The sequence below is a fragment of the Desulfurococcus sp. genome (assembly GCF_038881575.1).
Classification (GTDB): Archaea; Thermoproteota; Thermoprotei_A; order Sulfolobales; family Desulfurococcaceae; genus Desulfurococcus.
In genome coordinates, this window is record NZ_JAVZPN010000002.1 from 85,403 (window position 1) to 107,713 (window position 22,311).

The 22,311-nt window shown below is 44.5% G+C and carries 24 protein-coding genes and 3 tRNA genes; 16 read left to right on the forward strand and 11 right to left on the reverse strand.

The window, feature by feature from the left end:
* The 7 genes from QXV08_RS02165 to QXV08_RS02195 all read left to right on the forward strand — a co-directional run.
* Positions 1 to 905: M20 family metallo-hydrolase (locus QXV08_RS02165; RefSeq protein ID WP_342821393.1), on the forward strand; the 905-nt coding region annotated here is incomplete at its 5' end.
* Between the two features lie 206 nt (positions 906 to 1,111).
* Entirely contained in the window at positions 1,112 to 1,972 is an 861-nt protein-coding gene (locus QXV08_RS02170) for a proton-conducting transporter membrane subunit (RefSeq protein ID WP_342821394.1), read from the forward strand.
* 69 nt (positions 1,973 to 2,041) lie between these two features.
* Positions 2,042 to 2,833, forward strand: coding sequence for an MnhB domain-containing protein (locus QXV08_RS02175; protein ID WP_342821395.1), 792 nt, complete (start codon positions 2,042 to 2,044; stop codon positions 2,831 to 2,833).
* A complete protein-coding gene (locus QXV08_RS02180; protein ID WP_014767836.1) occupies positions 2,830 to 3,243 on the forward strand; it encodes a sodium:proton antiporter in 414 nt (137 codons plus the stop codon). The genes QXV08_RS02175 and QXV08_RS02180 overlap by 4 nt, the downstream gene beginning before the upstream one ends.
* A complete protein-coding gene (locus QXV08_RS02185) occupies positions 3,236 to 3,736 on the forward strand; it encodes a Na+/H+ antiporter subunit E (RefSeq protein ID WP_342821396.1) in 501 nt (166 codons plus the stop codon). Before QXV08_RS02180 ends, QXV08_RS02185 begins: the two co-directional genes overlap by 8 nt.
* A 10-nt stretch (positions 3,737 to 3,746) precedes the next feature.
* Positions 3,747 to 4,085 carry a hypothetical protein gene (locus QXV08_RS02190; protein WP_342784510.1) on the forward strand — a complete coding sequence of 113 codons (339 nt, stop codon included), beginning with the start codon at positions 3,747 to 3,749 and terminating at the stop codon, positions 4,083 to 4,085.
* Between the two features lie 5 nt (positions 4,086 to 4,090).
* The gene (locus QXV08_RS02195; protein WP_342821397.1) at positions 4,091 to 5,071 is read left to right on the forward strand and encodes a complex I subunit 1 family protein; all 981 of its coding nucleotides are present in this window, start codon (positions 4,091 to 4,093) and stop codon (positions 5,069 to 5,071) included.
* A gap of 59 nt (positions 5,072 to 5,130) precedes the next feature.
* Here QXV08_RS02195 and QXV08_RS02200 read toward each other — a convergent pair whose 3' ends face one another.
* Positions 5,131 to 6,165 (reverse strand): deoxyhypusine synthase, encoded by a 1,035-nt coding sequence (locus tag QXV08_RS02200; protein WP_342821401.1) that lies wholly within the window; start codon positions 6,163 to 6,165, stop codon positions 5,131 to 5,133.
* Between the two features lie 133 nt (positions 6,166 to 6,298).
* Positions 6,299 to 6,411, reverse strand: a tRNA-Met gene (locus QXV08_RS02205).
* 106 nt (positions 6,412 to 6,517) lie between these two features.
* Between QXV08_RS02205 and QXV08_RS02210 the strand changes: the two genes are divergently transcribed.
* Positions 6,518 to 6,592, forward strand: a tRNA-Arg gene (locus tag QXV08_RS02210).
* Between the two features lie 118 nt (positions 6,593 to 6,710).
* On the opposite strand, the gene QXV08_RS02215 is transcribed toward QXV08_RS02210, so the two are convergent.
* The gene (locus tag QXV08_RS02215) at positions 6,711 to 7,175 is read right to left on the reverse strand and encodes an alpha/beta hydrolase (RefSeq protein ID WP_342784516.1); all 465 of its coding nucleotides are present in this window, start codon (positions 7,173 to 7,175) and stop codon (positions 6,711 to 6,713) included.
* Between the two features lie 158 nt (positions 7,176 to 7,333).
* Between QXV08_RS02215 and QXV08_RS02220 the strand changes: the two genes are divergently transcribed.
* The 6 genes from QXV08_RS02220 to QXV08_RS02245 all read left to right on the forward strand — a co-directional run bounded on the left by QXV08_RS02220 (position 7,334) and on the right by QXV08_RS02245 (position 15,029).
* The gene (locus QXV08_RS02220) at positions 7,334 to 8,449 is read left to right on the forward strand and encodes a hypothetical protein (RefSeq protein ID WP_342821398.1); all 1,116 of its coding nucleotides are present in this window, start codon (positions 7,334 to 7,336) and stop codon (positions 8,447 to 8,449) included.
* A 385-nt stretch (positions 8,450 to 8,834) separates the two neighbouring features.
* Positions 8,835 to 10,895 (forward strand): hypothetical protein, encoded by a 2,061-nt coding sequence (locus QXV08_RS02225; RefSeq protein WP_342784520.1) that lies wholly within the window; start codon positions 8,835 to 8,837, stop codon positions 10,893 to 10,895.
* Between the two features lie 143 nt (positions 10,896 to 11,038).
* Positions 11,039 to 12,634: a hypothetical protein gene (locus QXV08_RS02230; protein ID WP_342821399.1), complete on the forward strand. Its 1,596-nt coding sequence runs from the start codon at positions 11,039 to 11,041 to the stop codon at positions 12,632 to 12,634.
* Positions 12,622 to 13,386, forward strand: a complete 765-nt coding sequence (locus QXV08_RS02235) for a chromosome partitioning protein ParB (protein WP_342784522.1) — start codon at positions 12,622 to 12,624, stop codon at positions 13,384 to 13,386. Before QXV08_RS02230 ends, QXV08_RS02235 begins: the two co-directional genes overlap by 13 nt.
* Positions 13,387 to 13,650: 264 nt before the next feature.
* Positions 13,651 to 13,754, forward strand: a tRNA-Cys gene (locus tag QXV08_RS02240).
* Between the two features lie 240 nt (positions 13,755 to 13,994).
* A complete protein-coding gene (locus tag QXV08_RS02245) occupies positions 13,995 to 15,029 on the forward strand; it encodes a phosphate uptake regulator PhoU (RefSeq protein ID WP_342784524.1) in 1,035 nt (344 codons plus the stop codon).
* Between the two features lie 222 nt (positions 15,030 to 15,251).
* Here the strand turns inward: QXV08_RS02245 and QXV08_RS02250 are convergent, their stop codons facing one another.
* From QXV08_RS02250 to QXV08_RS02270, 5 genes are all read right to left on the reverse strand, one after another.
* The gene (locus tag QXV08_RS02250) at positions 15,252 to 15,407 is read right to left on the reverse strand and encodes a hypothetical protein (protein ID WP_342784526.1); all 156 of its coding nucleotides are present in this window, start codon (positions 15,405 to 15,407) and stop codon (positions 15,252 to 15,254) included.
* Positions 15,408 to 15,621: 214 nt separating this feature from the next.
* Complete coding sequence (locus QXV08_RS02255) at positions 15,622 to 15,846, reverse strand: AbrB/MazE/SpoVT family DNA-binding domain-containing protein (protein ID WP_342784911.1); 225 nt, start codon at positions 15,844 to 15,846, stop codon at positions 15,622 to 15,624.
* A gap of 184 nt (positions 15,847 to 16,030) precedes the next feature.
* Positions 16,031 to 16,315 carry a hypothetical protein gene (locus QXV08_RS02260; RefSeq protein ID WP_342788056.1) on the reverse strand — a complete coding sequence of 95 codons (285 nt, stop codon included), beginning with the start codon at positions 16,313 to 16,315 and terminating at the stop codon, positions 16,031 to 16,033.
* 1 nt (position 16,316) lies between these two features.
* On the reverse strand, positions 16,317 to 16,691 hold the full coding sequence (locus QXV08_RS02265) for a hypothetical protein (RefSeq protein ID WP_342788055.1): 375 nt from the start codon (positions 16,689 to 16,691) through the stop codon (positions 16,317 to 16,319).
* A gap of 216 nt (positions 16,692 to 16,907) precedes the next feature.
* Positions 16,908 to 17,156, reverse strand: a complete 249-nt coding sequence (locus QXV08_RS02270; protein ID WP_342784532.1) for a hypothetical protein — start codon at positions 17,154 to 17,156, stop codon at positions 16,908 to 16,910.
* Between the two features lie 653 nt (positions 17,157 to 17,809).
* On the opposite strand from QXV08_RS02270, the gene QXV08_RS02275 reads away from it, so the two are divergent.
* Complete coding sequence (locus QXV08_RS02275) at positions 17,810 to 18,031, forward strand: DUF3096 domain-containing protein (RefSeq protein WP_342784533.1); 222 nt, start codon at positions 17,810 to 17,812, stop codon at positions 18,029 to 18,031.
* A 49-nt stretch (positions 18,032 to 18,080) separates the two neighbouring features.
* Here QXV08_RS02275 and QXV08_RS02280 read toward each other — a convergent pair whose 3' ends face one another.
* Both QXV08_RS02280 and QXV08_RS02285 read right to left on the reverse strand, forming a co-directional pair.
* Entirely contained in the window at positions 18,081 to 19,406 is a 1,326-nt protein-coding gene (locus QXV08_RS02280; protein ID WP_342784535.1) for a TldD/PmbA family protein, read from the reverse strand.
* 5 nt (positions 19,407 to 19,411) lie between these two features.
* The gene (locus QXV08_RS02285; protein WP_342784537.1) at positions 19,412 to 20,845 is read right to left on the reverse strand and encodes a TldD/PmbA family protein; all 1,434 of its coding nucleotides are present in this window, start codon (positions 20,843 to 20,845) and stop codon (positions 19,412 to 19,414) included.
* Between the two features lie 107 nt (positions 20,846 to 20,952).
* On the opposite strand from QXV08_RS02285, the gene QXV08_RS02290 reads away from it, so the two are divergent.
* Positions 20,953 to 21,645 (forward strand): CdvA-like protein, encoded by a 693-nt coding sequence (locus tag QXV08_RS02290; protein ID WP_342784539.1) that lies wholly within the window; start codon positions 20,953 to 20,955, stop codon positions 21,643 to 21,645.
* Between the two features lie 47 nt (positions 21,646 to 21,692).
* Here QXV08_RS02290 and QXV08_RS02295 read toward each other — a convergent pair whose 3' ends face one another.
* Positions 21,693 to 22,256 (reverse strand): chromate transporter, encoded by a 564-nt coding sequence (locus QXV08_RS02295; protein ID WP_342784541.1) that lies wholly within the window; start codon positions 22,254 to 22,256, stop codon positions 21,693 to 21,695.
* Positions 22,257 to 22,311: the final 55 nt, after the last annotated feature.

The following is a 22,311-nucleotide window of genomic DNA, read 5'->3' on the forward strand; positions in this document are numbered from 1 at the left end:
TCAGAGACGGCAAGGTTTATGGTAGAGGCAGTGAGGATAATGGACAGGCAATTGTTTCATCCCTTTACGCTGTAAAAGCCCTCATGGAGTTAGGCTTAAAACCTAGAAGAACAGTGGTATTAGCCTTCGTCAGCGATGAGGAGACTGGAAGCAAGTATGGCCTGGGATACCTAGTGGAAAAGCATAGGGAGTTGTTCAGGGATAACGATCTCGTCCTGGTACCCGATGCAGGTGTACCCGATGGCTCCTTTATAGAGATAGCGGAGAAGAGCATCCTATGGGTTAAAATAAGGATTACCGGTGCACAGACGCATGCTAGTACCCCGCACAGGGGTATCAATGCCCATGCTGTTGCATCGAGGATCACAAGCAACCTGTACAGGTACCTATATAAAAAATACTCGGAGAGAGACGAGCTCTTCGATCCACCGGTCAGCACTTTTGAGCCGACTATGGCGTTCAACCCAAGTAACGCGCCGAACATTATACCGGGAGAATATAGTGTTGTATTTGACTGCAGGATACTCCCTAAGTACAGTATAGATGATGTATTAAGAGATATGAAAAATACTTGTAAAAACACGATACGCAGATTCAAGGGTTTAGCTAGTGGAAAACCAGGTTTCAATATAGAGGTGCTCCAAAGGCTTGATGCCCCAGCTCCCACGCCAAAGGATAGCGAGATAGTGAGGCTGCTTGAAAGAGCTTTAAGGGAGGTAAGGGGGATTCAGCCACGTGTAGGAGGTATTGGTGGAGGAACAGTTGCAGCGCTCTTTAGGAAAATCGGGTTACCTGCGGCTGTGTGGAGCACTATTGATGAAATGGCTCATCAGCCAAACGAGTATGCTAAAATAGACAACCTAGTCAATGATGCCAAGGTAATGGCTGCTCTGATGATGTATTAATCACCAGCGGTTTAAACCTAAACCCGGTTTCCCTAATCAAAGCATTCTTCCAGATGCTTCCTGGTTTCGAGTGAGGGCTCAATCTTTTTGAGGCTAAGAAGAGACCAGGGCTTGATAGATTTACGGATGCAATGGTGTATTGAAAAACATTTATATATCCCGTATTTTTTAGTTAGACCTGGCTAACGTTAGGTTTGGTGAATCTAATGTCGGGCGGTTTACCCGTGGAGGCGTTACCAGCTTTAACTGTTTATTTATTAATAGGTGGCTCTTTCACGCTCATATTATTTAAGGCTTTAAGGGTGAGGGCGTCTATTCTACGTGTTTACAGTGGTTTATACCTTGTTTTCGCGGCCGCTTCGGCGTTGCTAATATATCTCGAGGCAAGGAAAGACGTTTTAATCTATGTCGTTGGAGGCTTTCCCTCATTAATAGGCATAGCTTACGAGGTTGACTTATTCTCTGCATCGATGGGATTAATCATAGCTGTCCTCTCACTAGCTATGTACCCGCTTCTAGGCATCCTTGACTTGAATCTCAACGAGTACACTATGTCTCTCTACCTGGGTCTGGTTGCAGGGCTCCTTGGCGTAACTTATACGGGCGACTTATTCAACTCATTCGTCATGCTAGAGGTCTTCACTATATCTATGCTTGGATTGATTGCGGCAAGCAATACTGTTGGAGCCTACAAAGCAGCATTAAGGTATGGGTTGCTGGCATTTGTAACGGGCCTTATTTACTTCCTCGGGGCTGCTTTAATGTATTTTGCTGTTGGAGCATTAAACATGGGTTATATAGCTACATGGAACACCCGGCTCTTTATACTGGGTAAAGCCATATATGCCTCTCTACCTCTTGAAAGCGTTATACTATTCATACTTATACTCATGACATGGAGCCTCATCGCTGAGGAAGCCCTAGTACCTCTACACTTCTGGCTTCCCGAAGCCTATAGCGCGGCTTCTCCAGCTATAGCCGGCCTACTAGCCGGGGTTGGTGAGGCAGTTGGCTATTATTTGCTGCTGAGGCTTTACTATACTTCCTCGCACCGGATCTCCTTATAGCATACATCGCCATAGGGCTTGGAGTAAACAGTGTACTGTTTATATATGTGTTGAGCAAGGGTGAGAGATATGAGGAATAACTATGCCTCCATAATAATACCTGTTATTCTATCTATATTGGTAATAGTGGTATTAGTGTATACAGGACTCGTCAGCTATGATGCACAGATTCTAACCGGGTTAGCCCAGATATATCTAGGTAACGTAGTGTATCCAGGCTCACCGTGGACCTCTATTAGCACTGAAGTGGTAACTAGTGTTATATGGGATCAGAGAGGCTTCGACACGTATTTTGAGACAAGTGTATTATTCCTGGCAATAGTGGGCTCTATGCTTGTTTTGGAGAAAACCAGTATACGTGGAGGAGCCTCGGCAAAAGAGATGACTATTATAGTGAGGACCGTGTCAATGTTCATCGTGCTAATCATAGTAGTGGTCAGTGTATCGATAGCGCTGCATGGTCATTTAACGCCTGGCGGAGGCTTCCAGGGCGGCAGCATCTTCGTCATTGCACCGCTTGTAATGCTATTAGTCTTTGGAAGCAGTGTACTCGAGGAGAAGGGATTCACTAATCGTAAGTTACTTGGAGCCAGGTCTCTAGCTGTGTCACTTATATTTCTGCTTGGGCTGGCCCCGGTCATCTATAGTTTACTGGGCTCCGTAAACGCGTATCTCTTCCAGAACCTCTATAAGCCGGGATCGCTGTTCAGCTTCCCCGCGGTAATACATACCCCGTTTGGGCAGGTACTTTTATCCGGTGCACTTTTCTGGCTCAACCTGTTTGAGTTCCTAGCTGTTTCAACTGGTTTCACTCTAGCATTAATGTATTTAACCAAGGTCTTCGAGGGTGATGCTGTGTGAGCCTTGAAACATATATATGGTACTACATGGTGGCTGTAATAGTGTTAACAATATCTTATTCTCTATATGGTATTGTGACGAGAAGCCACATAGTTAAGAAAATGATCTTCATTACAATACTTTCAGACGCTGTCTACGTCTTACTAGTCTTCATGGGATACAGGATTAATGCATCCATGCCGCCAGTATATCCAGGTGGGACACTGCTGAACCCTAATCTACCTGGGTCCCTTGGTGATATAGAGTCATTTATCAGTAGGTCTGTTGATCCGGTGCCTCAGGTTCTTATAGTCACAGGTATAGTAATAGGTCTAGCTCAGCTCATTTTCCTCTCTTCCATATCATTGAAAATCGCTAAGGCTACTGGCACGCTTAATATTAAGCGTTTAGAGGTGGAGGAGGATGAATAAGTCATCTATTCTGTTGGCTTTATTACTTAGTATAGTAGTGTACCTGGTCTATACAGGGGTATTCGATGTTGTCGAGTTAACATTAGCCATTGTAATCGGCTTGGTTACAGCATACATATTCAAGATGGAACTCACCACAGGGTTGAGAGGGGTATCTATTAGAAGAATCATACTTGGAGTATACTACTTGATCAAATACTTCACCATCATAGAGGCCAAGGCACACTGGAGTGTAGTAAAGGTCATCCTCTCCAGGAACATTAATGTACAGCCAGCAATAGTTAGAGTTCCATACAAGGTTTCAAGCGATTACAGCGTAGTCTTTATAGCGAACAGTATAACCAATACCCCTGGAACAGTAGTCGTTGACCTGGATCAAGAGAAGAAGGTCTACTATGTACACTGGTTGACACCCACAGATGTAAGCGATGAGGGTGCTTATAGGGAGGTCTCCTCTGAGTTCGAGAAATACCTTAGCAGGATATTTGGGTGAGGTGGTCTGAGTGGATATACAGGCATTCCTACTACTAATACTGCTTCAAACAGTTTTTACGGGTTTCATAGTATACATGGTATTCTACGTCTTCTTCCAGAAGGTAATCGCTAGCAGAGTACCTAGCCTCCGCGATGAAGTCGCCGAGCTACCTGTAATGGGTGGATTCATAGTGGATAAAGTGGAGGCTCCGTCTATTACGGAGATAGTTGTCGATATATTGAAGAGGGCTTGGGGACGTGGTAGTAAGGCGTTGGAGAGGAGTATTGCATCGTATTTATCAGACTGGTACTTCATAGGGCTTCTACTACTAATCGCATTAGTCATCGTGTTGCTTATACTTGGGTGATCAATATGATGGATCCAGTAATATTCCTCATACAGGCCCTCATATATCCAGGCCTATTATTCACAATGGCATTCATAATATTTACACAGTGGCTCGGCAGAAAAATCACCGCCAGGATACAGTATAGAAGAGGGCCGGTTTACGCTGGCCCAACCGGACTACTTCAACCATTAGCTGATTTATTGAAGCTTGTAATGAAGAAGGACCTGGTCAACAAATATAGTTTAAGAGCAAGCCCGCTTATCGTGATATCCATTGTAATAGGTGCATTGATAACGGTGTTCTCGGTAACACCAATCGCGATAAAACCCTTATATGCTGATTTCGATATAATTATACTTTTATACCTGTTACTATTAATACCATTCGGGCTAGCCTATCTAGCCGTAGCCCATCCAAACCCGTATGCCGTGATAGGTGCTGGACGCTACATAGCATTGTTATTCTCTAGTGAACCAGCCTACGCTATCTCGATACTCGTACCAGTAATAATCGCGTCGAGATACTTTAATGCAGGATATTCACTCTACCCTACATCACTGGTGTCTCCTCAGCTCTGGACTATTAGCCCGTTGAAAACGGTCTCAATGATACTGGCATCCATTGCGGGTTTCCTAGGGTTAATGAGTATATTAATGATTAAACCCTTCGATACCCCGGAGGCTGAGTCGGAGCTATACTGGGGTATATTCACCGAGTTAGGAGGCCCTAGGCTAGCTCTCGGATTCTTCGCTAAGTTTGCTGAGAGAATAGCCTACCCATTGATATACGCGTTGCTCTTTCTTGGGGGAGCCTGGCCATTCAACGGTGACTGGTTGCTGGGAACGCTTGTAATACTGGTTAAGACGACAATAGTATTCGCTGCGCTAACAATAATCGATGCCTCGCTACCACGTTACAAGCCTGAGCAAGCAGTGAGATATCTATGGAAATACCTCTACCCATTATCAATAATATCCCTTATCTTGGCGCTAGCTGCCCCCTAGGAATGATAAATAGTGAAACAATGGTTTCCGGAGACTTGAGTTTTTACTGGGCTCAGTAGTCACGGTGGATTATTGAAAAACCATGAGAGGTCTGCCGGCCTCCTTCTCTTAATGCCCCCATCCACTAGTGCGTGAGCTATTATTGGTAAAGCTATTGTAGCATCAACGTAGACTACTTTCTTTTTAGCCTTAGGTGACACCTTGCCCCAGCTCACGGCTTCCTCCAGGGTTGCACCACTGAGTCCTCCCCACTGGGGTGCATCGGTTGTGAACTGTACAACATACTCTAGGCTCTTATAATAGTCGTGCCTGCCTTCCTCATATTCTCCTATCAAGGTTTGGGCCACTGTTACAAGGTTTACATAGTCCTTTGGTACTCCTCCCCCAATATATATTGCTGAGAGCTTACTAGCCCTTCTACCTATCTCGACTATATGGTAGAAGTCCCTCACCATGTCCAGGATTATCCTGTGTCCCCTTCTATATGCTAGGAGAGCACCCATACCGTAGCCACTGTCAACTATGGCTGGTGAGAACACGGGTACCTTGGCCCTGTATGCTGTAGCCACAATACTGTCGACCCCTTTTTCATCCAGGTATTTTCCGAATTCGTGAAGGAACTCGGCTGTACTGTAGGTTTTTCCAGCTGGTAGGGTTTCAATAAATTCCTGTATTAGCTTCTCCATTTTCCTGTAGTCCTCCTCACTGGCAACGGTATCGTAGAATCTATCATACTTATATCTGAGGAGCTCTTCATCGTTGACGCAGGGATGTGTCTTATAGTATTTGAAGCCCATGGCTTCATAGATGTCTTCGCTTATTACAGCACCAGTCGAGACCACTACATCAACATACCTCTCCTCTATAAGCCACTTGATGATCCTCCACATACCGGCGGTACTCATGGATCCAGCGAGCCCTAGGAACACGAGGTTATCTCCATCGTTAAACATATCTATGAGGACACGGTATGCCTCACCTAGACTCCTACCCTGGAACGCTGTATCAGCCATTTCAAGGAGGAGCTCATGTATGCTTCTACGCTTAACACTCAGACTCTTAACCTCACCCGTCACAAAGTACGGGGCACCCATGATCCATGCCTCCAATACAAGAAATTGCATGTAAAAATAAAAATTAAAACATGTAGCTCAGACCGCTGAAAGACCCATCACCAACTCAGCATCTGGCGGTTACATCACAGCTTTAGCAACTTAAAGAACAAGATGCCGCCGCCGGGACTTGAACCCGGGGCAACCGGATCTCCCCTGGGCAGACCTCGGTACGGACCCGTGAACCCGTATGAGTCCGGCGCTCTAACCAGGCTGAGCTACGGCGGCATCATTTAGTAAACATGGATAAGCCGGGCTTATAAGCTTAAACAATGCGAACAGGAAAAACACTTATAATCCCTAAACAACTTAAAGGATAATGCTGGATAGCAAAGGGCCCGTCGCCTAGCCAGGATAGGGCGCCGGCCTCCTAAGCCGGAGGCCCGGGGTTCGAATCCCCGCGGGCCCGCCTCCCTCTTTTTCAGCCACTCGTTTCCTGAACAACTCGAGTCAAAAGACCAGTTATCTGGTAGCAAAGTATGTGTTTTTCTGGTGGCAATAGGGTAGCGTCTAGCTTGGTTTTTCTCTTACTGATTAGCCTGGAGTCCTAGGAATCCATGTATCTCGGCGAGGACTAAGTCGGGTTTCTCCTCGTGTGGTAGGTGGCCGCATTGGTCTATAACTACTAGCTCGACCCTGGTGCGGCTAGCTAACAGGTTGTAGAGTTCTGTGCTGTGCTCCAGCGGGACGAGCTCGTCGTTTCGGCCATGTATTATCAAGACGTCTGCCTTGATGTTGCCTAGTTCACTCTTTATATCCGGGTATCCCCTGTTCCTCATTACCCAGTACAGCCCTTTATCCCAGTCTCTTGCTTTCAGCGGGTACTTGTAGCCATCTAAGACCTCTTGGGTCAAGAGGCTCTTGTTATACCATGCCTTGCGGAGCACGTTTTCTAATTGCCCAACATATAGTCTGAGGAGTAATGGGCCATACTTGTCGCTAAACAGGATGCTATAGAGTAGCCTCTCCGTTCCTCCAAACCGTGCCTTCATGTATCAAAGTGTAACGAATTGCGTCAGGCACGGCTGGATTCATCACGGTCTCCTCGGAGCCGCCTACGGGAGCAACAGAGCTCCCCTCAGGGACTCCGAGGTCACTACTAGATTTATAAGTACTCCTAGCTTATAAGCTTTATTGGGGATTCCCCATTATGAACCATATAACACTTACATTGCCATTTAATGTTGGCGGGAGAGAAGCAGAACGGTTACTTAGCACCGCGTGGTTGTTTAAGATTGCTTCTCATAGAATGTTGAATCTAGCGAAACAGTCCCCTCTTTTACCAGCTACTGATATTGGCTGGAAGAACACGTTTAGGAAAGTAGTCTACGAAGTCATACCCAACCGCAGATATACTGATGGAGTAATAGTGCTTGTCAGGGGAATCTACGAGTCGTGCAGACAGCTTGGAGTAGACTTTAGAGAAGTTGAACTTGGTGATTGGCTAATGTTTCATCAGGTCGAGGGTGAGTATCCCGTTAGAAACATAACACTTAAAGATAATTACAGCTTCCACATAACGACAATAGGTTATAGTGGAGAAACTGATAGAGTGGTTGTTAAGCCGACCATACCTAAGAGCTATAGAATTCTGCTTGACAAGATTCTTGAGGAGGAGCAGAAGCACACGGCTAGAGTAGTCATTAAAGACTATGGAGTTAGAAAGAACATGCTGTGGGTTCACGGAGAGATACAGCTAACGATACCAATAGACTTCTACTACAAGCACGTGGCGAGGTACAGGAGAAACTATGGGGAACTCTATGGTGGTGTGGACGTTAATGTTGATAGGATGAACTTGGCGATAGTTGATAGGTATGGTAGGCTTAGAGATGTTAAGACATTCTGGTTCAAAGATGCATCTAGAAAAGGCGTTTCAAGGAGAAGAGCTAGGAGCATTATAGGCATGAAAATACACGAGATGCTAGATTATGCTTATCACCACGGCGTCAAGATGCTATTCCTGGAGAACCCAGAGGTTCTAGGCAGGCTTAAGCTCATGTGGATTAAGAGTGGTGAGAGAAAGCACGAGAACTACAACCACAGAGTAGCTGTTTTCAGAAGTTCAGTAATAAAGATGATAACTATGAAAACACCGCTATATGCTATAGATGTAAAATACGTAGACCCGAGAGGAACTACCCACTCTAAAGAACACGACATGATAATGAAGAAATATGGGCTGGACAGGCATACAGCATCAGCGTATATCATAGCTCTATGTGGTTTAGAAAGATACGGTTTGATACATAAAGCTACAATCTAATGTTTCTGCCCCCCGTCTCTCATAATCATCATCCGAGGGCTTGAGTATTCACATTCATCGCCACTTCATCATCTAATCATAACGCTACCGCTAAAACTTAATAAACTCTCCTCTCATCCCCGCCACAGAAGGGCGAGGCTTTCAGTTGTAATCGATTATTCTCTCCACGTGTCTCACTATTAGTAGTTTTAGAGCTGTGTACTTGTCTACTTTGTTGCTCGATACAGGTACTTATTATCTGATGTTGTTGACGGATTTGGGAGGGATAGGGTTCAGGTGGTTCTTGTGATAGTGGAGTCGCTATGTGGAGGATGAATTAGTTTGGGCCAATACCGGGTTAAGTTTATTAAGAAGCTATTATGGATAATTATGATCGGGGGGGATATTGAATTCAGTGCCAGCGCGCTTCTTGGTTATTCTCGTGATCCCTGGGATTATCCTGGGACCCCTCGTTTTAACCGTATACAACTACTTCTTCAACTTGAACTCCATTGGGTTCTACATCAAGCTCAGCGATTCAAGGATCGAAGGATTAACTGGTGAAGATCAAGCGATTGTTACTGTATCTATTAATGCTCCATCGTCGTGTAGAGGAGTTGTAAAATCCGCTCTTGTTAAGCTTAAAGAAGACGTGTATGTCAAGTTCAGCCTCGATGAATTAGATCCGTTGAGGATGTGCTGGAAGAACTACAGGGAGAAAGTTGCCTCCAGACAACTGGATGCATATGGTCAAGTGGTCTCAATCCCTGTACCGGGGTTCCGGGTGAAAATCGAGGTCCCCGACTTCAAGGGTGGACTTTACGTTGCAGTGTGGGACATAACGGCTAGTGATTACCTCGAGTTATACTATACACAAGTGTATGGATCCGAAAAAGGCCTTAAAGTAGCGCGTGAACTATCAACCAGGGAGCCCGAGAAGATGTTTGAATTGCCGTTAAGTATAATGGTTTCGGGGGAGAATATACGCTTCAGATACGTAAACACATCTTACGCTAGGCTAATCTACGAGGGAATTATTAGAGAAACAGCTATGGAACACAGCCAAGTAAATACATTAAAAATCTACGATGCACCCCTTGGCGCTGACGGCGTTAATGGAGATATATCGCTACTCGGAGTAAACATTATTGGATCGCTTAATCAGGCCGCCACGTATAGTGTACCGTGCCCCCCGGTAAATTATGTAAAAACCGACGTATACTGCAAGGTATACAATGCATTGTTTTGGAACCTGACCGGGGATAATCCCTCGATCATCGAGCCACCGCCTGAGTGGATTAATAGAATTATGGATTGGAGAGGGAAAACCAATCCCGTGGAGGCTAAATTAGTATGGGAGGATATCGTGTGGAGGTTCACAGTGAAATACGTGTTTCCGAAGACGCAGGGATGGGACAAGGTGTACGTATTATCGTATCTAATAAGGAATATGGACTACATTGGTGGAAGATACGGGTACTCCATTGGGGGTAGTAGCGTTAATGCTGCAATATGGATGAGCGATGTAGTGGATAGTCTCACACTCGGCGGTTTCACGTGGAATCACACGCTGGGAAAACCCGGCGAGTACCGCATAGACATATCTATTCCAGTTGGAATTATTGTAAACAGCCCGGATCTCAGGAATGCTGCTTTCTCGCTGGTATTTGCGGTATTTGAGCTCAGAGATATAAGTAGTGGCGTTAGTTTTCTAGGTCACCCGCTAATAGGCAATTACATAAAAACTATTTACAGTGGAGTAAACACTACTATCTCGACGCCAACTAAGAGCTATCAGGCTCGCTTCCTCATGATTCCAGCGAACTTCACGTATATGGGTGATTACCTCTTTGTTAGCTGGGATATCGTTGAAACACAGGACTGCTATTACGCGTACCCGATGTTTACGTTTGCACCAGTCTTTAGAATAGAATCATATGATCCAAGAAGAATATGGTATTACCGCTACCCGGAGGAAAAATCTTCACCAGTGCCCGAAGAATACTATCAACTGAGTTGGGGAGAGAAGTATTACACATATATAAATCTAGCCATCGAACCCGAGAAACAAGTCATGCTTGATACAAATAATTACAGTGACGCAGCGGGGGCCAATCCCGGATTAGTATTTAACATAATGTACAATGCTGTCTTAGCAGCGCTTACAACATTCCTACCGAGTGAACATACTGTATTCAGTTTCTTCCTGTCTGTAGTGGGTGTGTGCTTGAGCATGGACTACTACTACGCGGAGGCGATACATGTGAATATAGTACTCTACGGCGTTAACTTTGAATCATCATTAATACCTATCGAAATAACGAAGGAGACGATGCTACCTAACCTTTACCAGTATCCACCGTTGAAGTTAATTTACTGGGTAAACGTAGCTCCAGGCAGTGGGCCACCTCCCTGTCCGGTTAACGATCTAACTTGCCCTCTTCCAACGAACAGCGGTAAATCATAAATTCTCTAAATACAATCCAATATAGTCCTGTCGCTAGAATTACTTGTGCAGGCAGGAAATTCCAGCTTCTACTACCTGTTTGAGGAATGGGTATGTGGCCAGTGGGGATGAATGTTTATAGCGTGGTAAAGGTAGATACCATGATGGGGATGGCATTGCCTCTCAAAGGTGAAATCATTACATGCATTGTTGTAGTGATTATTATAGCTTCCATAATGGCTTCAGCCAACCCTTACCGTGCCCAGATATGGGAAGCACCCGGGATTGAAGTGCTCTGGGTACAATACAGTAATCCCAGCAGTGGTAGTGACAGTCCTTATGCAACATGTCTTGCTAATGATTCATTAATAGTGGTTGGCTATGATTCTATACCAGGCGGTAAACAATTCAGGATTGAGGCACGAGACCCGTGGACTGGACGGCTTAGAAATACATGGACGTATAACCCGGGTTATGGATACGAGGGATTATGGGATTGCACTGTAATGGGAGGCTACATCTATTCTGTAGGCTACGGATACCCCAGCTACGTTTTAAGGGTTGACCCAGGTTTAACGAGCTATGTGATCAAGAACGTAGGGGGATGGGCTACATCTATTACTAGTTATAATGGCTACCTCTACGTAGGGGGATTCGACTGGGTTGCAGGCAACCAGGTTTTCCGTGTGGAGAAGCTTGACGCAGACCTCAACGTGGTGGCCACATATATCTCGCAGGGTTCGAGAGATGTCTTCGCTACTTTATACAGTGTAGGAGTAAACCCTGTTACAGGACTGTTATGGGGTGTAGGTTACGTGTCTAATCCGGCGAAGGGGATTTTAGAGTGGTGGATCGAGATCGTGGATCCGGAGTCGATGACGCTGGTTAAAACCATTAGGCCAGGAATACCTGGTAGGGCGTATGCGGTGTTCTTTGATGGTGATGGTTATGCGTATATTATAGGGGACGGGGACTATATAGTAAGGTTTAACATGAATGGAGACCTCGTGAAGAAGATTAGCCTAGGAGTTCTCTCGCTCAGTCTTTATAAGGGGGGCCTGGTGGGTGACCTGGTGGTTGTTGCTGGGGAGGAGAATAATGGTGGCTACTGGAGACATGTAATCTACCTGCTTGATAGGGATTTAAACCTCATTGGTAACAAGACTCTGAGCGGGAGCGTAGACTCGTATATGTATACTGGTAAGCTCTGGATCAATGGAAGCAGGGTTTACCTGGCGGGCTATGATAACCAGTTGGGAAATACTGAGTGGGTCATATACTCGCTTGAAGTAGTTGGAGCCCCTATTACCACTGCGACAACTATTACAACCACTACAGTAACGAATGGAACGGTCTCACAGCCGGTAACTATTACTAAGACAGAGACAACAACGGTGATTCAAGTAAGTACTGTTACTTTGACCAAGATTTCACCTACAATATCAACCACCACTAGGACGGAGACGATCACTATTGAGAAAACAGTAACGACGACCTTAACTGTGACACAAAGGATTACAGTGGCCGGGAACACTACTAACACAACTTCTGTAGGGAATAATGTTGCGATGTTCATAGCGGTAGCTATCGCATCCATAATAGCTGGGCTCATAATATTTGTATTAAAGAGGAGCCATAGAGGTATAATGACGGGGGTGGCAGGTGTACAAAGGTCTTTTCGCTATGGTATCTGTTTTCGATGCAGGTCTATTCCCCATATAGGTAGAGCCGGGGAGTGTAGAAGCCTGTGCAGGGTCTAAGCGATAGGTTGAGGCTGGCTTCGAGGAGAGATGTAGAGCGGCGTGTAAGGGATCTTCTGTATTTCTATAATGAAGAATACGGCTCAGCTGTCTTCGTTGGGGAGAGGGCTTATACTCCTGGGAGCCTCGTACTTACCCAGGGCTTCATAGAATCCGATAAGCTTGGATTGGTCTTGAGATCTGTTTTATTTGAGAGGTATCAGGTCCCCATAATAGTTGTAACAGGCCTGGGCGGACTCCACTATGTTGTGGATGGTCATCACCGGGTCATAGTCTACGCGTGGCTCAGATGGATGATACCAGGCTTAACGATCCTTGTTCCAAAATACAGGCCTAAATTAGCTAGATCCATAATTGAGTTGGATTCAGTGAACCCAGCTGACACACCCCAGGAGCTTATATGTTGGAGACACATCGTTAACACGGTTAGGTTTCTTGAGAAACAATACAATACCTTAGCAAGAATATGGGTTGAAACTATTAGTATAACGCTCCTTAAGCCAACACAACCCCCTATACCAGGACCCGAGCCCCATGCATCGTCACTACACTGCCCGCTCCTCGTATACAAGTATAACCAGGAGTATTTCGTCATCGATGGGCATCACCGCGTCTGTAGAGAAGTACTTAGTGGTGGCAAAGAAGTAAAGGCATTAGTGTTCACCATTGGCAATCTTGAAATAGGATTGTTAAAGACTGCCAGGATGCTTGGATATGATAAATTCAATGAGAAGTATTGTTCAGGGGGATAGGGAGTAGCTGGCCTCCTCCCCGCCCTGAAGGGTGGTTCACTGGTTCCCTGCATCTACTCGGGGCTGCATCCGTCATCTGCGGGGCAGTTGGGAGGGCAGGGCTTTCCCCATCCAAGGACTTGAGTGTAATACCTAGAGCATTAAACCTAATAAGTCTTTCACCAACTTCATCTTGAAGGAGGGGCTTTCAGTTGTAAAAATCGACCACCAGTTTATCTGTAGTGCCTCGATTTATAAGGTCTTATAGTATAATTATATCTGGAAGCCGGGGTGGCCGAGCGGTCTAAGGCGGCGGGCTGCAGGGCTAACCCTTGGTAAGGGGTTCACGGAAACCCGTTTACCCGCGGGTTCGAATCCCGCCCCCGGCTCTAGTTGCTGATGTCATGTGCTTTATGGGTGAATAGATTTTTATTAGGCCTCTCTATAATGTTGTGAAAATATTTTATAGAGGGATATAGTTATTGAGTAAGATATGGTCATGCTTGTACTTTACTCGGACTCCATATTCTTTTACCTACTTGATGGTAAAGTATATATAAGTCTGTAATAATTGATCTTAAAATTAATAGACACATATAATTGGTTAAACTAAAGTGGTGGTGAACTATATGGCGGGTACTGAGAGAAGAAGGGTGCAAAAAACAGGGTCTTCATCATATATAATAACTCTACCTAAGGAATGGGTTGATGCAGTGGGGTTGAAGAGCGGTGACTATGTAAGCGTGGAGAAATACGGCGATAAACTGGTGATAATACCTCCTACAACAGAGGCTGTTCAAGTAAAGTCCACTATTAAGGTTAGCCCCGAGGTAACCGTAGACCAGGTATTTAGAATGCTCTTAGCGATGTATCTTTCAGGATATAGTACTATAACTGTAACATTTGATTCCAGAATACCTGATCTAGCTAGGTTTATCAGTGAAGTAAAGAATATAGCTAGGATAAAGCTGGCAGGCGTTGAAGTAGTCGAGGAGTCATATAATAGTGTGACATTCAAGATTCTCCTGAATATCAAGGAGCTCCCATTATTAAGTGCTGTGAGGAGGCTTCACTTAATAGTCAACAACATGATCGAGGATGTGAAGACATTAATGAAAACAATGGATGAGAACATAGCCTACGCTATAATACAGAGGGATGATGAAGCCGATAGATTCCACCATATGATCGTGAGAGAATTAAGCATGGCGCTGCTCGATGTAAGGATACAGCATGAGCTAGGGATAAGCAACATTGTGGAAGCATTAAGCTATAGGATTATAGCGAGAAACCTGGAGAGAATAGCGGATCACAGCGTTAATATAGCTAGAAGAATACTGGCCATGAAAAAGACTAGTGGGGCAGATATAGTGTATGAACTAATGGTGAAGTCATCAGACCTCTTCAACAAGGCTATGGGGTCACTATATAGTTTAAGCAGAAGGGATGCCGAGGAAGTAATACAAAATGCCCGTGTACTAGTGGATGAAATAGAGAAAACAATATATGAGAAAATAATAAACTCAAAGCTCCCGGATAACGAGAAAGCCGGGCTCACACTAATATGTGACAGCCTTAGAAGAATCGTGAGGTACTCTAATGGAATAGCCGAGTCAGTATTAAATATAAAGGCAGCTAAAAACTCATCCGTTGAAGTAAAATAATACTCTCCAACCAGCCCCACCCAGAGGTTTATTCTTTTTTAACCATCACCATTTGTCCCTAGGGGGGTCATATCCCGTGCGTTTTTATGGTTGTCTCTAGGGGCTTCCGCTTTGCCCACAGGGATTTAGGTATCCCTGTGGGTTCATGGATGGCGGTCGAGCCCAATGCCGCAGCCCCATCTAGGCTCAACCCACCCAGGTTCGAAGCAATGCCCCCATCACCTAGACAGACCTTCTCCAATACAAAGAGGCTATCTCGGGTGCTAGATACAGTGCGAGAATCTCCAGAGCCTCTAAGGCGAGTATAGCTTCGAATTCTCTATCGAATCTAAAGGTAAATACATCGCCTATCCTCTCCCTGGCGTCAGATCTGGGCAAATATTTAACCAAATATATTACCGTGAATATTGAGGAGGCTCCTATCGCTATGAAGCCAATTGCATAGTGTATCGGCTTAGGGAATAGCATGCCAAAGACGTATCCCTTATCCTAGTAGATGCATTGGTTGGTGTGGAGAATGTTCTTTATGGGCTATCCTAATAGCTTTCTAGGGCCGTTAATGGTCTCGCTGGCCTGCTTGTGGGCAGGGTCTCTAAATCATCCTCGCATATCTACCTCTCTCTAAATCGTATTCTTCACGAAGAAGCCTCTCAGCTATCTCCGGGTCAACATCAACAATCCTAGGCTTCAAAGCTCTCATAACAAGTTCCTCACCAACGACCTCCACTATAACCTCATCCCCCTCATCAACACCTAACGCCTCTCTCAGTTTCTTAGGCAAAATTATGATACCCTTCTTACGAACCTTCAAAATCATCCTCACAAATATCCCTAGTTAAGAAATAGTGTAACCAACTATATTAGTTCTAACCTTACACAATAGGTTTATCTAAAGCAAGATGGTTAAACCACTATATCCACGCGGGGAAACTGACCTCCTCCCCGCCCTAAAAGCGAGGCCTTCGGTTGTAACTCTGCTGTAAAATACCACTTATTAAATCCTAACTTTTCTCTAGAGGGGTGTTAAAACTTGTTCCCAGCACGCTGTTTATGTACCCAACATCCTCACTCGCAACTCTAGTTGCCCACTGGTTTGTCTTCTTGTTATAAAGTGACCAACTCCAGTAGCCTTTGCTCCTAGCGTTTGTCAACCGTGTTAAGCACACGAATCCAAAGTCGTTGCCGGGGTAGCTTTCACCGCTCATAGCCTTTATCTCGTAGGACTGTGCTGTTGTATTGATTGTTGTTGCACAGCAACTGCTCGCTGGCTTGTTGACGACAACCATATTATATGACTTCTCCGCTGACTTCAAAATAGTAGTATCCTGGGTCATCTGTATAAGTGGTGTTTAGGTACTCCCAGCCGTTTTCTCCCATAATGTACAAGTCGACTTTTACACTGTCTCCACTGTCATATACGCCATTGTAGTTGTTGTCCCAGAAAGCCGTGCCCGAGATCAACTGCTTGGTCAACTCTTGGTTAACAGTCACACTCACACTTGAGGACTCTCCTGTCTCATATATCGCTGCAACATTAGTGTAGTAATAAGTCTCACCTTTCGAACTATCATAGCTGAACACTACAGTATATGAAACACTACCACTACTACTAAAGGTCCAGGAGTATCCGCCAGTATCCACATCATGAACCACGTCATACATTGTTATTTCAGTCCAGCTACTCGTTGTAGCATCTGGAGAGGGCCCCTTAGGCTTGCCTAGAGACCCGCTGTGATTAGTTATTGTAACATTAGCTGATACCTTGCATTTATCGTATAATTGGTTTGATCCTAAATATATTTTGTAGTATTAGCTGTAACTCTCGTTAGGAGTTAGAGATGGTTTGCTTGAGACATCCACAGGGGAATCATTGATTATTTATGTATTCCAGCCATTTCCTACATAGACATCGATGTGTATGGCTAGATTTTCCGTAGCTACACTTCCACCATTTGTTACAGTAACATAGCCCTCTAAGTAGTAGCTGCATTGGGGTCCCTGCTTAGTAAGGCTTACATTGTACTCAACTGTGGCTGTTTCTCCAGGCTTCAGGTATACTTCAGTGGTATTAGCTGTCTTCTCAATGCTCCATGTATACTCACAGTATTTAACAGCACTAACTGTCACGTTCGCCCACAGAGTAGTTCCAACCTATCCATCTGCATTTACTAATACCATGTTAGGTATTATTGTAAAGCCGATTAAGAATATTAACAATATTATTGATACGTCTAAAATCTGTTTCATTTTTTACACCTTACACCTTAAGTTAATATCCAAATTGGTTTATAAATCTAAGTATTAAAATTTATTAATCATTTTACGCTACACTAGGTGATCTACGAATAACAGTGTTTTATAGCAAACACCCTACTCACATATTCTTTCATGTGATTTGCTTGAAGGTGTATGTCTGAGGGTGTATACAGGGAGACTACAAGCATGTGCCGGGGTTTCTCCTAGATGTTTCCGCGATGATGAGGTGGAGCAGAGAAATCGTAAAATCCGGTGAAAGCAGTGTTTAGACCTAATCCTTGTCGACATTAGGTTATAAATAAAATTTAAAACAAGTATTAGCAATAATAGCTAAGTGATGTGACCCCGGTGCCCATGCAACACCCCCGCGTAACGGGGCGGAATGAACATGGGTCGGGTCACTCCCGGCCTCACTACATCCTAGTATCCTAGGATATTTATTGACTAGTACCAGGCTCCCTGATCTATATTTAATGTTTAAATTAAAAGTAAGGTGATCATATAATTAATCAAGGTGAGATGATATGGCTGAGGAGAAGATACAGGAGTTAATGAGGAAATATCTTGGGGTCAGCGTGCCAAGACTGCTAATAGGAATAATAATGCTGGTGTTCGGGCTCTTAATACTGGTGAAACCCGAATTATTGGGAATACTTGTTGCATTATACTTGATAATTGATGGTATACTAGTTATATTTGATGAATATATTAAGAGTAGAATAGCTGGAAAAGCAGTAGCCGGTTAAAAATTAATTGTGATTCAATGAAGCAACGCTATATTAAAAACAGCCCAAACTATATAGTGTGTTTTGAAGTATTTACTCCTCTCACTAATATATATGGTGCCCTGGTTGGATAGCCTATCTCCCACCATTTCACATCATATCTCTCCCTTGTTAATCCATCAATATTTCTCAATATGTTCCCAAGTTTATCGGCTATCCTTATTTTTCTCACAGCAGTCTTTATCTCACCGTTCTCGATAAGGAATAATGCATCCCTTGTTATGGTGGAGAATTCTCCCTCGACATAGTTCTGGAACCTAGTATACCAGTTATTGTTAATCAATATCCCCTTCTTGACTTCACTAATTAATTCCTCAAGCCTGTAATCCCCTGGCTCTACTATTAGGTTCCATGGCTCTGGTGAGATCCATCCAGCGTTACCGGTGGTGGCTGTGTTGAATTTCGCAGCTGTTTTAGAGTTGTGGAGTATTGTCGCCAGTATCCCCTTCTCTATGATGGGCTTCCTTGTAGTGGATACCCCCTCTAGATCGAATCCCCTGCTACCCGGTAACTCGGGTTCGTGTGGGTTATCTATAAGGGTGAATTTCTCAGAGGCCACCTTATCGCCTGGCTTGTTCTTTATAAACATGGACATCCCGGTGAGGATGCTGAAGCCTGAAGCCATGTATGATATATAGTCTAATAGGTTCCCGAACACCATCGGGGAAAGTATCAAATCATAGATCCCGGGCTCTATGTCTACCCTACTCTTGGAGTCGACAGCGTACCTTGCGGCTATCCTGGCCATCTCGGCTAATTTATCTCTCCTAAGCTTTGTAGAGCAGGTGCTCCATTGGCCGCTACCTTCTTCCCCGGCGAACGCCCGTATATATGACTCCATCGATGTATACTCATGCATCCCCTCGAACCCTTTTGACGACGCTATGTATTCTTTCTCATGCTTTAGGTCGATCATTCCAGCTATATAATCTATTCTCTCCTCATGTGCTGTGCTAATTATTTCCTCAGCTAAACTTGATGGGTCTTCAATGTACTTATCAATGTTTGTATCAACTAGGTTGCCTATTTCAACTGGTTTACCGGGTTCTGGGAGAGGGGCGTAGAGCTCGGATTCCCTGAGCTTGCCGGCTATTGAGAGTAACTGGTTCAAGGTGTATTCTGTTCCACTTGGATCTAAGCCTCTTACCTCAGCTATAAATATCCTCTTATCTTTTACGAGGTATAAACCTATATCGAGGCTTCTCCAGTGTTGCACCACGCTTGGCTCGCTGTTAGCTATTTTAGTCATCGTCCTCTCGGATTCGAGAACTCTAACAATTGCCTCCTGGAACCCCTTATCAAGGGCTTCCTTTAATATCCTCTTATGTATCTCCATTCGAATCACCCCACAGTACTTCTAAGCCTTATATTCTTAAGCTTCACATTCGGGCCTCCAAACCATACGGGTACGCCCTGGGAGGGCTCGCCTTTACCGCATGTACCAGCGTAGAATTCCAGGTTTCTATCTACTCCATCTATGCTGCTATAGAATGATTTCGTAGTAACCTCCAGCACTGGGTTTCTAACATACTCCTTTAACTCTCCATTCTCTATCATGTATGCTTCTAACCCGACATACCTCTGGCTCCATCGTTCGTCGTCGATGTTCCACTCCATGTAAGACTTGATATATACTCCCCTCTTAACAGACTCTAAGAGCTCTTCAAAGCTCATGTCCCCTGGTTTTAAATACGTGTTTGCCATTCTAATAATGGGTTCGCTGGCGTAGTCCATGGCTCTAGCTGCTCCGTTACTCCTAGTATTATAGAACGGGGCTGTAAACCTGTTTTGTAGGTGCTCGTATATGACTCCCTCCTTGTAGAGGTATCTGGCTCTAGCTGGAACAGCTTCATCATCGTATAGGTAGAAACCATAGCTTCCAGGTATGGTTGGATCATCTATGACTGTAGCGTATTCATTACCTATCCTGGAGCCCTGCATGCCTGGCTTTATGAAGCTTTTCCCAGCCTGGGCTGCTTCCCGGCCCATTATTCTATCTGCTTCACTCGGGTGTCCGCATGACTCATGGACAACTAGCCCCACGATCTCGCTTCCCACGATAACGTCCACCGGGTCTGTTGGTGGTGGCACTGCCTTGAACAGGATTTCTTCGTATCTACTTATTTCCTCAGGCAGCTTCTCGTGGAGCCTCCACTTCTCAAGTAACTCTAGTCCACCGGAGCCTCCCAGTTGCTCCCACCTCTGTAGACTACCCTTCACAGGCGATGTCACTACTACGTTGTAATACATGGTTATCCTAGGAATACTTGACTCCACGTATCCGCCATCACTATTGACTATTGTCTTCTCCTCAGTCCACTCGTTATATGTAACAGTTAACACAGGGATACGTGCCTCCTTAGTGGAGCCCTGTATGGTTTTCCACAGCTCCATCATATAGTTGACTTTCTCATCCAACGGTATTGAGTCAAATGGTTTCCCAGCTACTACTGAGTACCTGGCTCTTCCAAGCCTCGAGTCATCTTGTTTCAATGGCTTCTTCATGAGCTGGGATACCGCCTTCGCTAATGAGACGGCTTTTTCCACAGTCTTTCTTACCCCATCCCTAGTTAGCTCAGGTGTTGCGGCAAACCCGAGGGCCCCGTTTACTACGACTCTGACAGCTATACCTCTACGGCTTGTGATGCCGGAGCCTATTACATTTCCATTTCTAGTATAAATAGTGAACCCGTTGATCCCGTGGTACCTTGCTTCACTATAGGATGCGCCTAGATCGCCAGCCAATTTAACTGCATATTCAACAAGATCCAGCAATGCTTACACCAAGGAGCCATATATGGTTCTTAGAATAAAAACTTTACACCACTTTAGACCTCGGGTTTTTAAATCATTGCAACTGGATAGTTTACCAGGTGTATTGTATGCCGGGTTTAACAGTTGAGAAAATCGATGAATATCTTGGTAAACCTGTGAATGATCCATATGGGAGGCGAGTGGGGTATATAGTGGGATTCTATAGTGACTCAGATGGTAACATATCCTCCCTAGAGGTAAGCTTCAACGACTTTGATTTTAAGCAGATTGAAATAGAGAGGTTCAGGTTCGAGAACGGTAATATAATTCTACTACCTGAATGGGAGTATATGGCTATAGTACTCGAGAACAGGTTGGAGAGGGTTAAGAAGCGTGCAGCAGCCCTCGAGGAATTAAACAGTAGGAAGGAGATACCGAAGCACACCTATGAGGAATTCAAGAAGAAACTAGAGGAGTCTCTGATAAAGCTTAAGGAGGACTCGAAAAACGTTAAGGAGGTACTCAGGAGGAGAATGCATGAAATAGAGGACATGATAGTTGAGCTGGAGAAAGCTGTAACGGCTGTAAAGGTGAGCTATATAGGTGGTGAAATACCGGAGAAGGCATATAAGGCATCCATGGATCACCTCAGGAGAAACCTGGATATCTTAAACTCTGAGAAAGCCAGTGTTAAAAACCACCTGGATAGAATAGAGGCGTTGGAGAATCTACCAGTGGATACAGCAGTTAAGGTTAGCGTTGTTGCTGAGACACCATCTAAATCACAGCAACCAATACCAGTTGTGGTTGTCGAGTCTTAGCGGTGTTTTAACCAGTATTTAAACTAAGAAAAAATATTGCTTCGCCACTATATTCCGAAAACGTATTTTAATAGCACGCTTACTAGGGCAGATACTATTATCACTATTATCGGGTGCTGGTTCCCGATATACAGTAGTATGAACGCCACTATGAAGATTGCGAAGGCTATTAGATTTAGGCTAAATCCTGCTGAAGTCAGCAGGGTGGATTTAGCCACTTTTATAAATGCATATAGTATTAATGCTACTACAGCTGCATTAATACCTCTAAACACTATCTTCACCACTTCGTTACTCATGTAGGGTCTGAGAGATGTAACTACGGCGAGTATCACCAGGTATGCTGGTAATACAACACCCATTGTAGCGAGAATGGAGCCTGGTAGACCCCCTAGTGAGTACCCTATCCATGTGGCTGAATTTATCGCTATGGGACCCGGCGTGCTCTCAGCTACTCCTAAGAGGCTGGTGAACTCTTCATCAGATACCCAGCCCTTTATTTCAACGAGCTCCTTGTACATTAAAGCTATACCACCATATCCACCTCCAAACATGAAGAAGCCTATTTTCAGGAACTCTAGGAATAACTCTAGTAAAGTCACATTACCCATGGTTCCCACCTATTTCCAGTATCTATGCTTTTATAATATAATATTCTTTTATAAA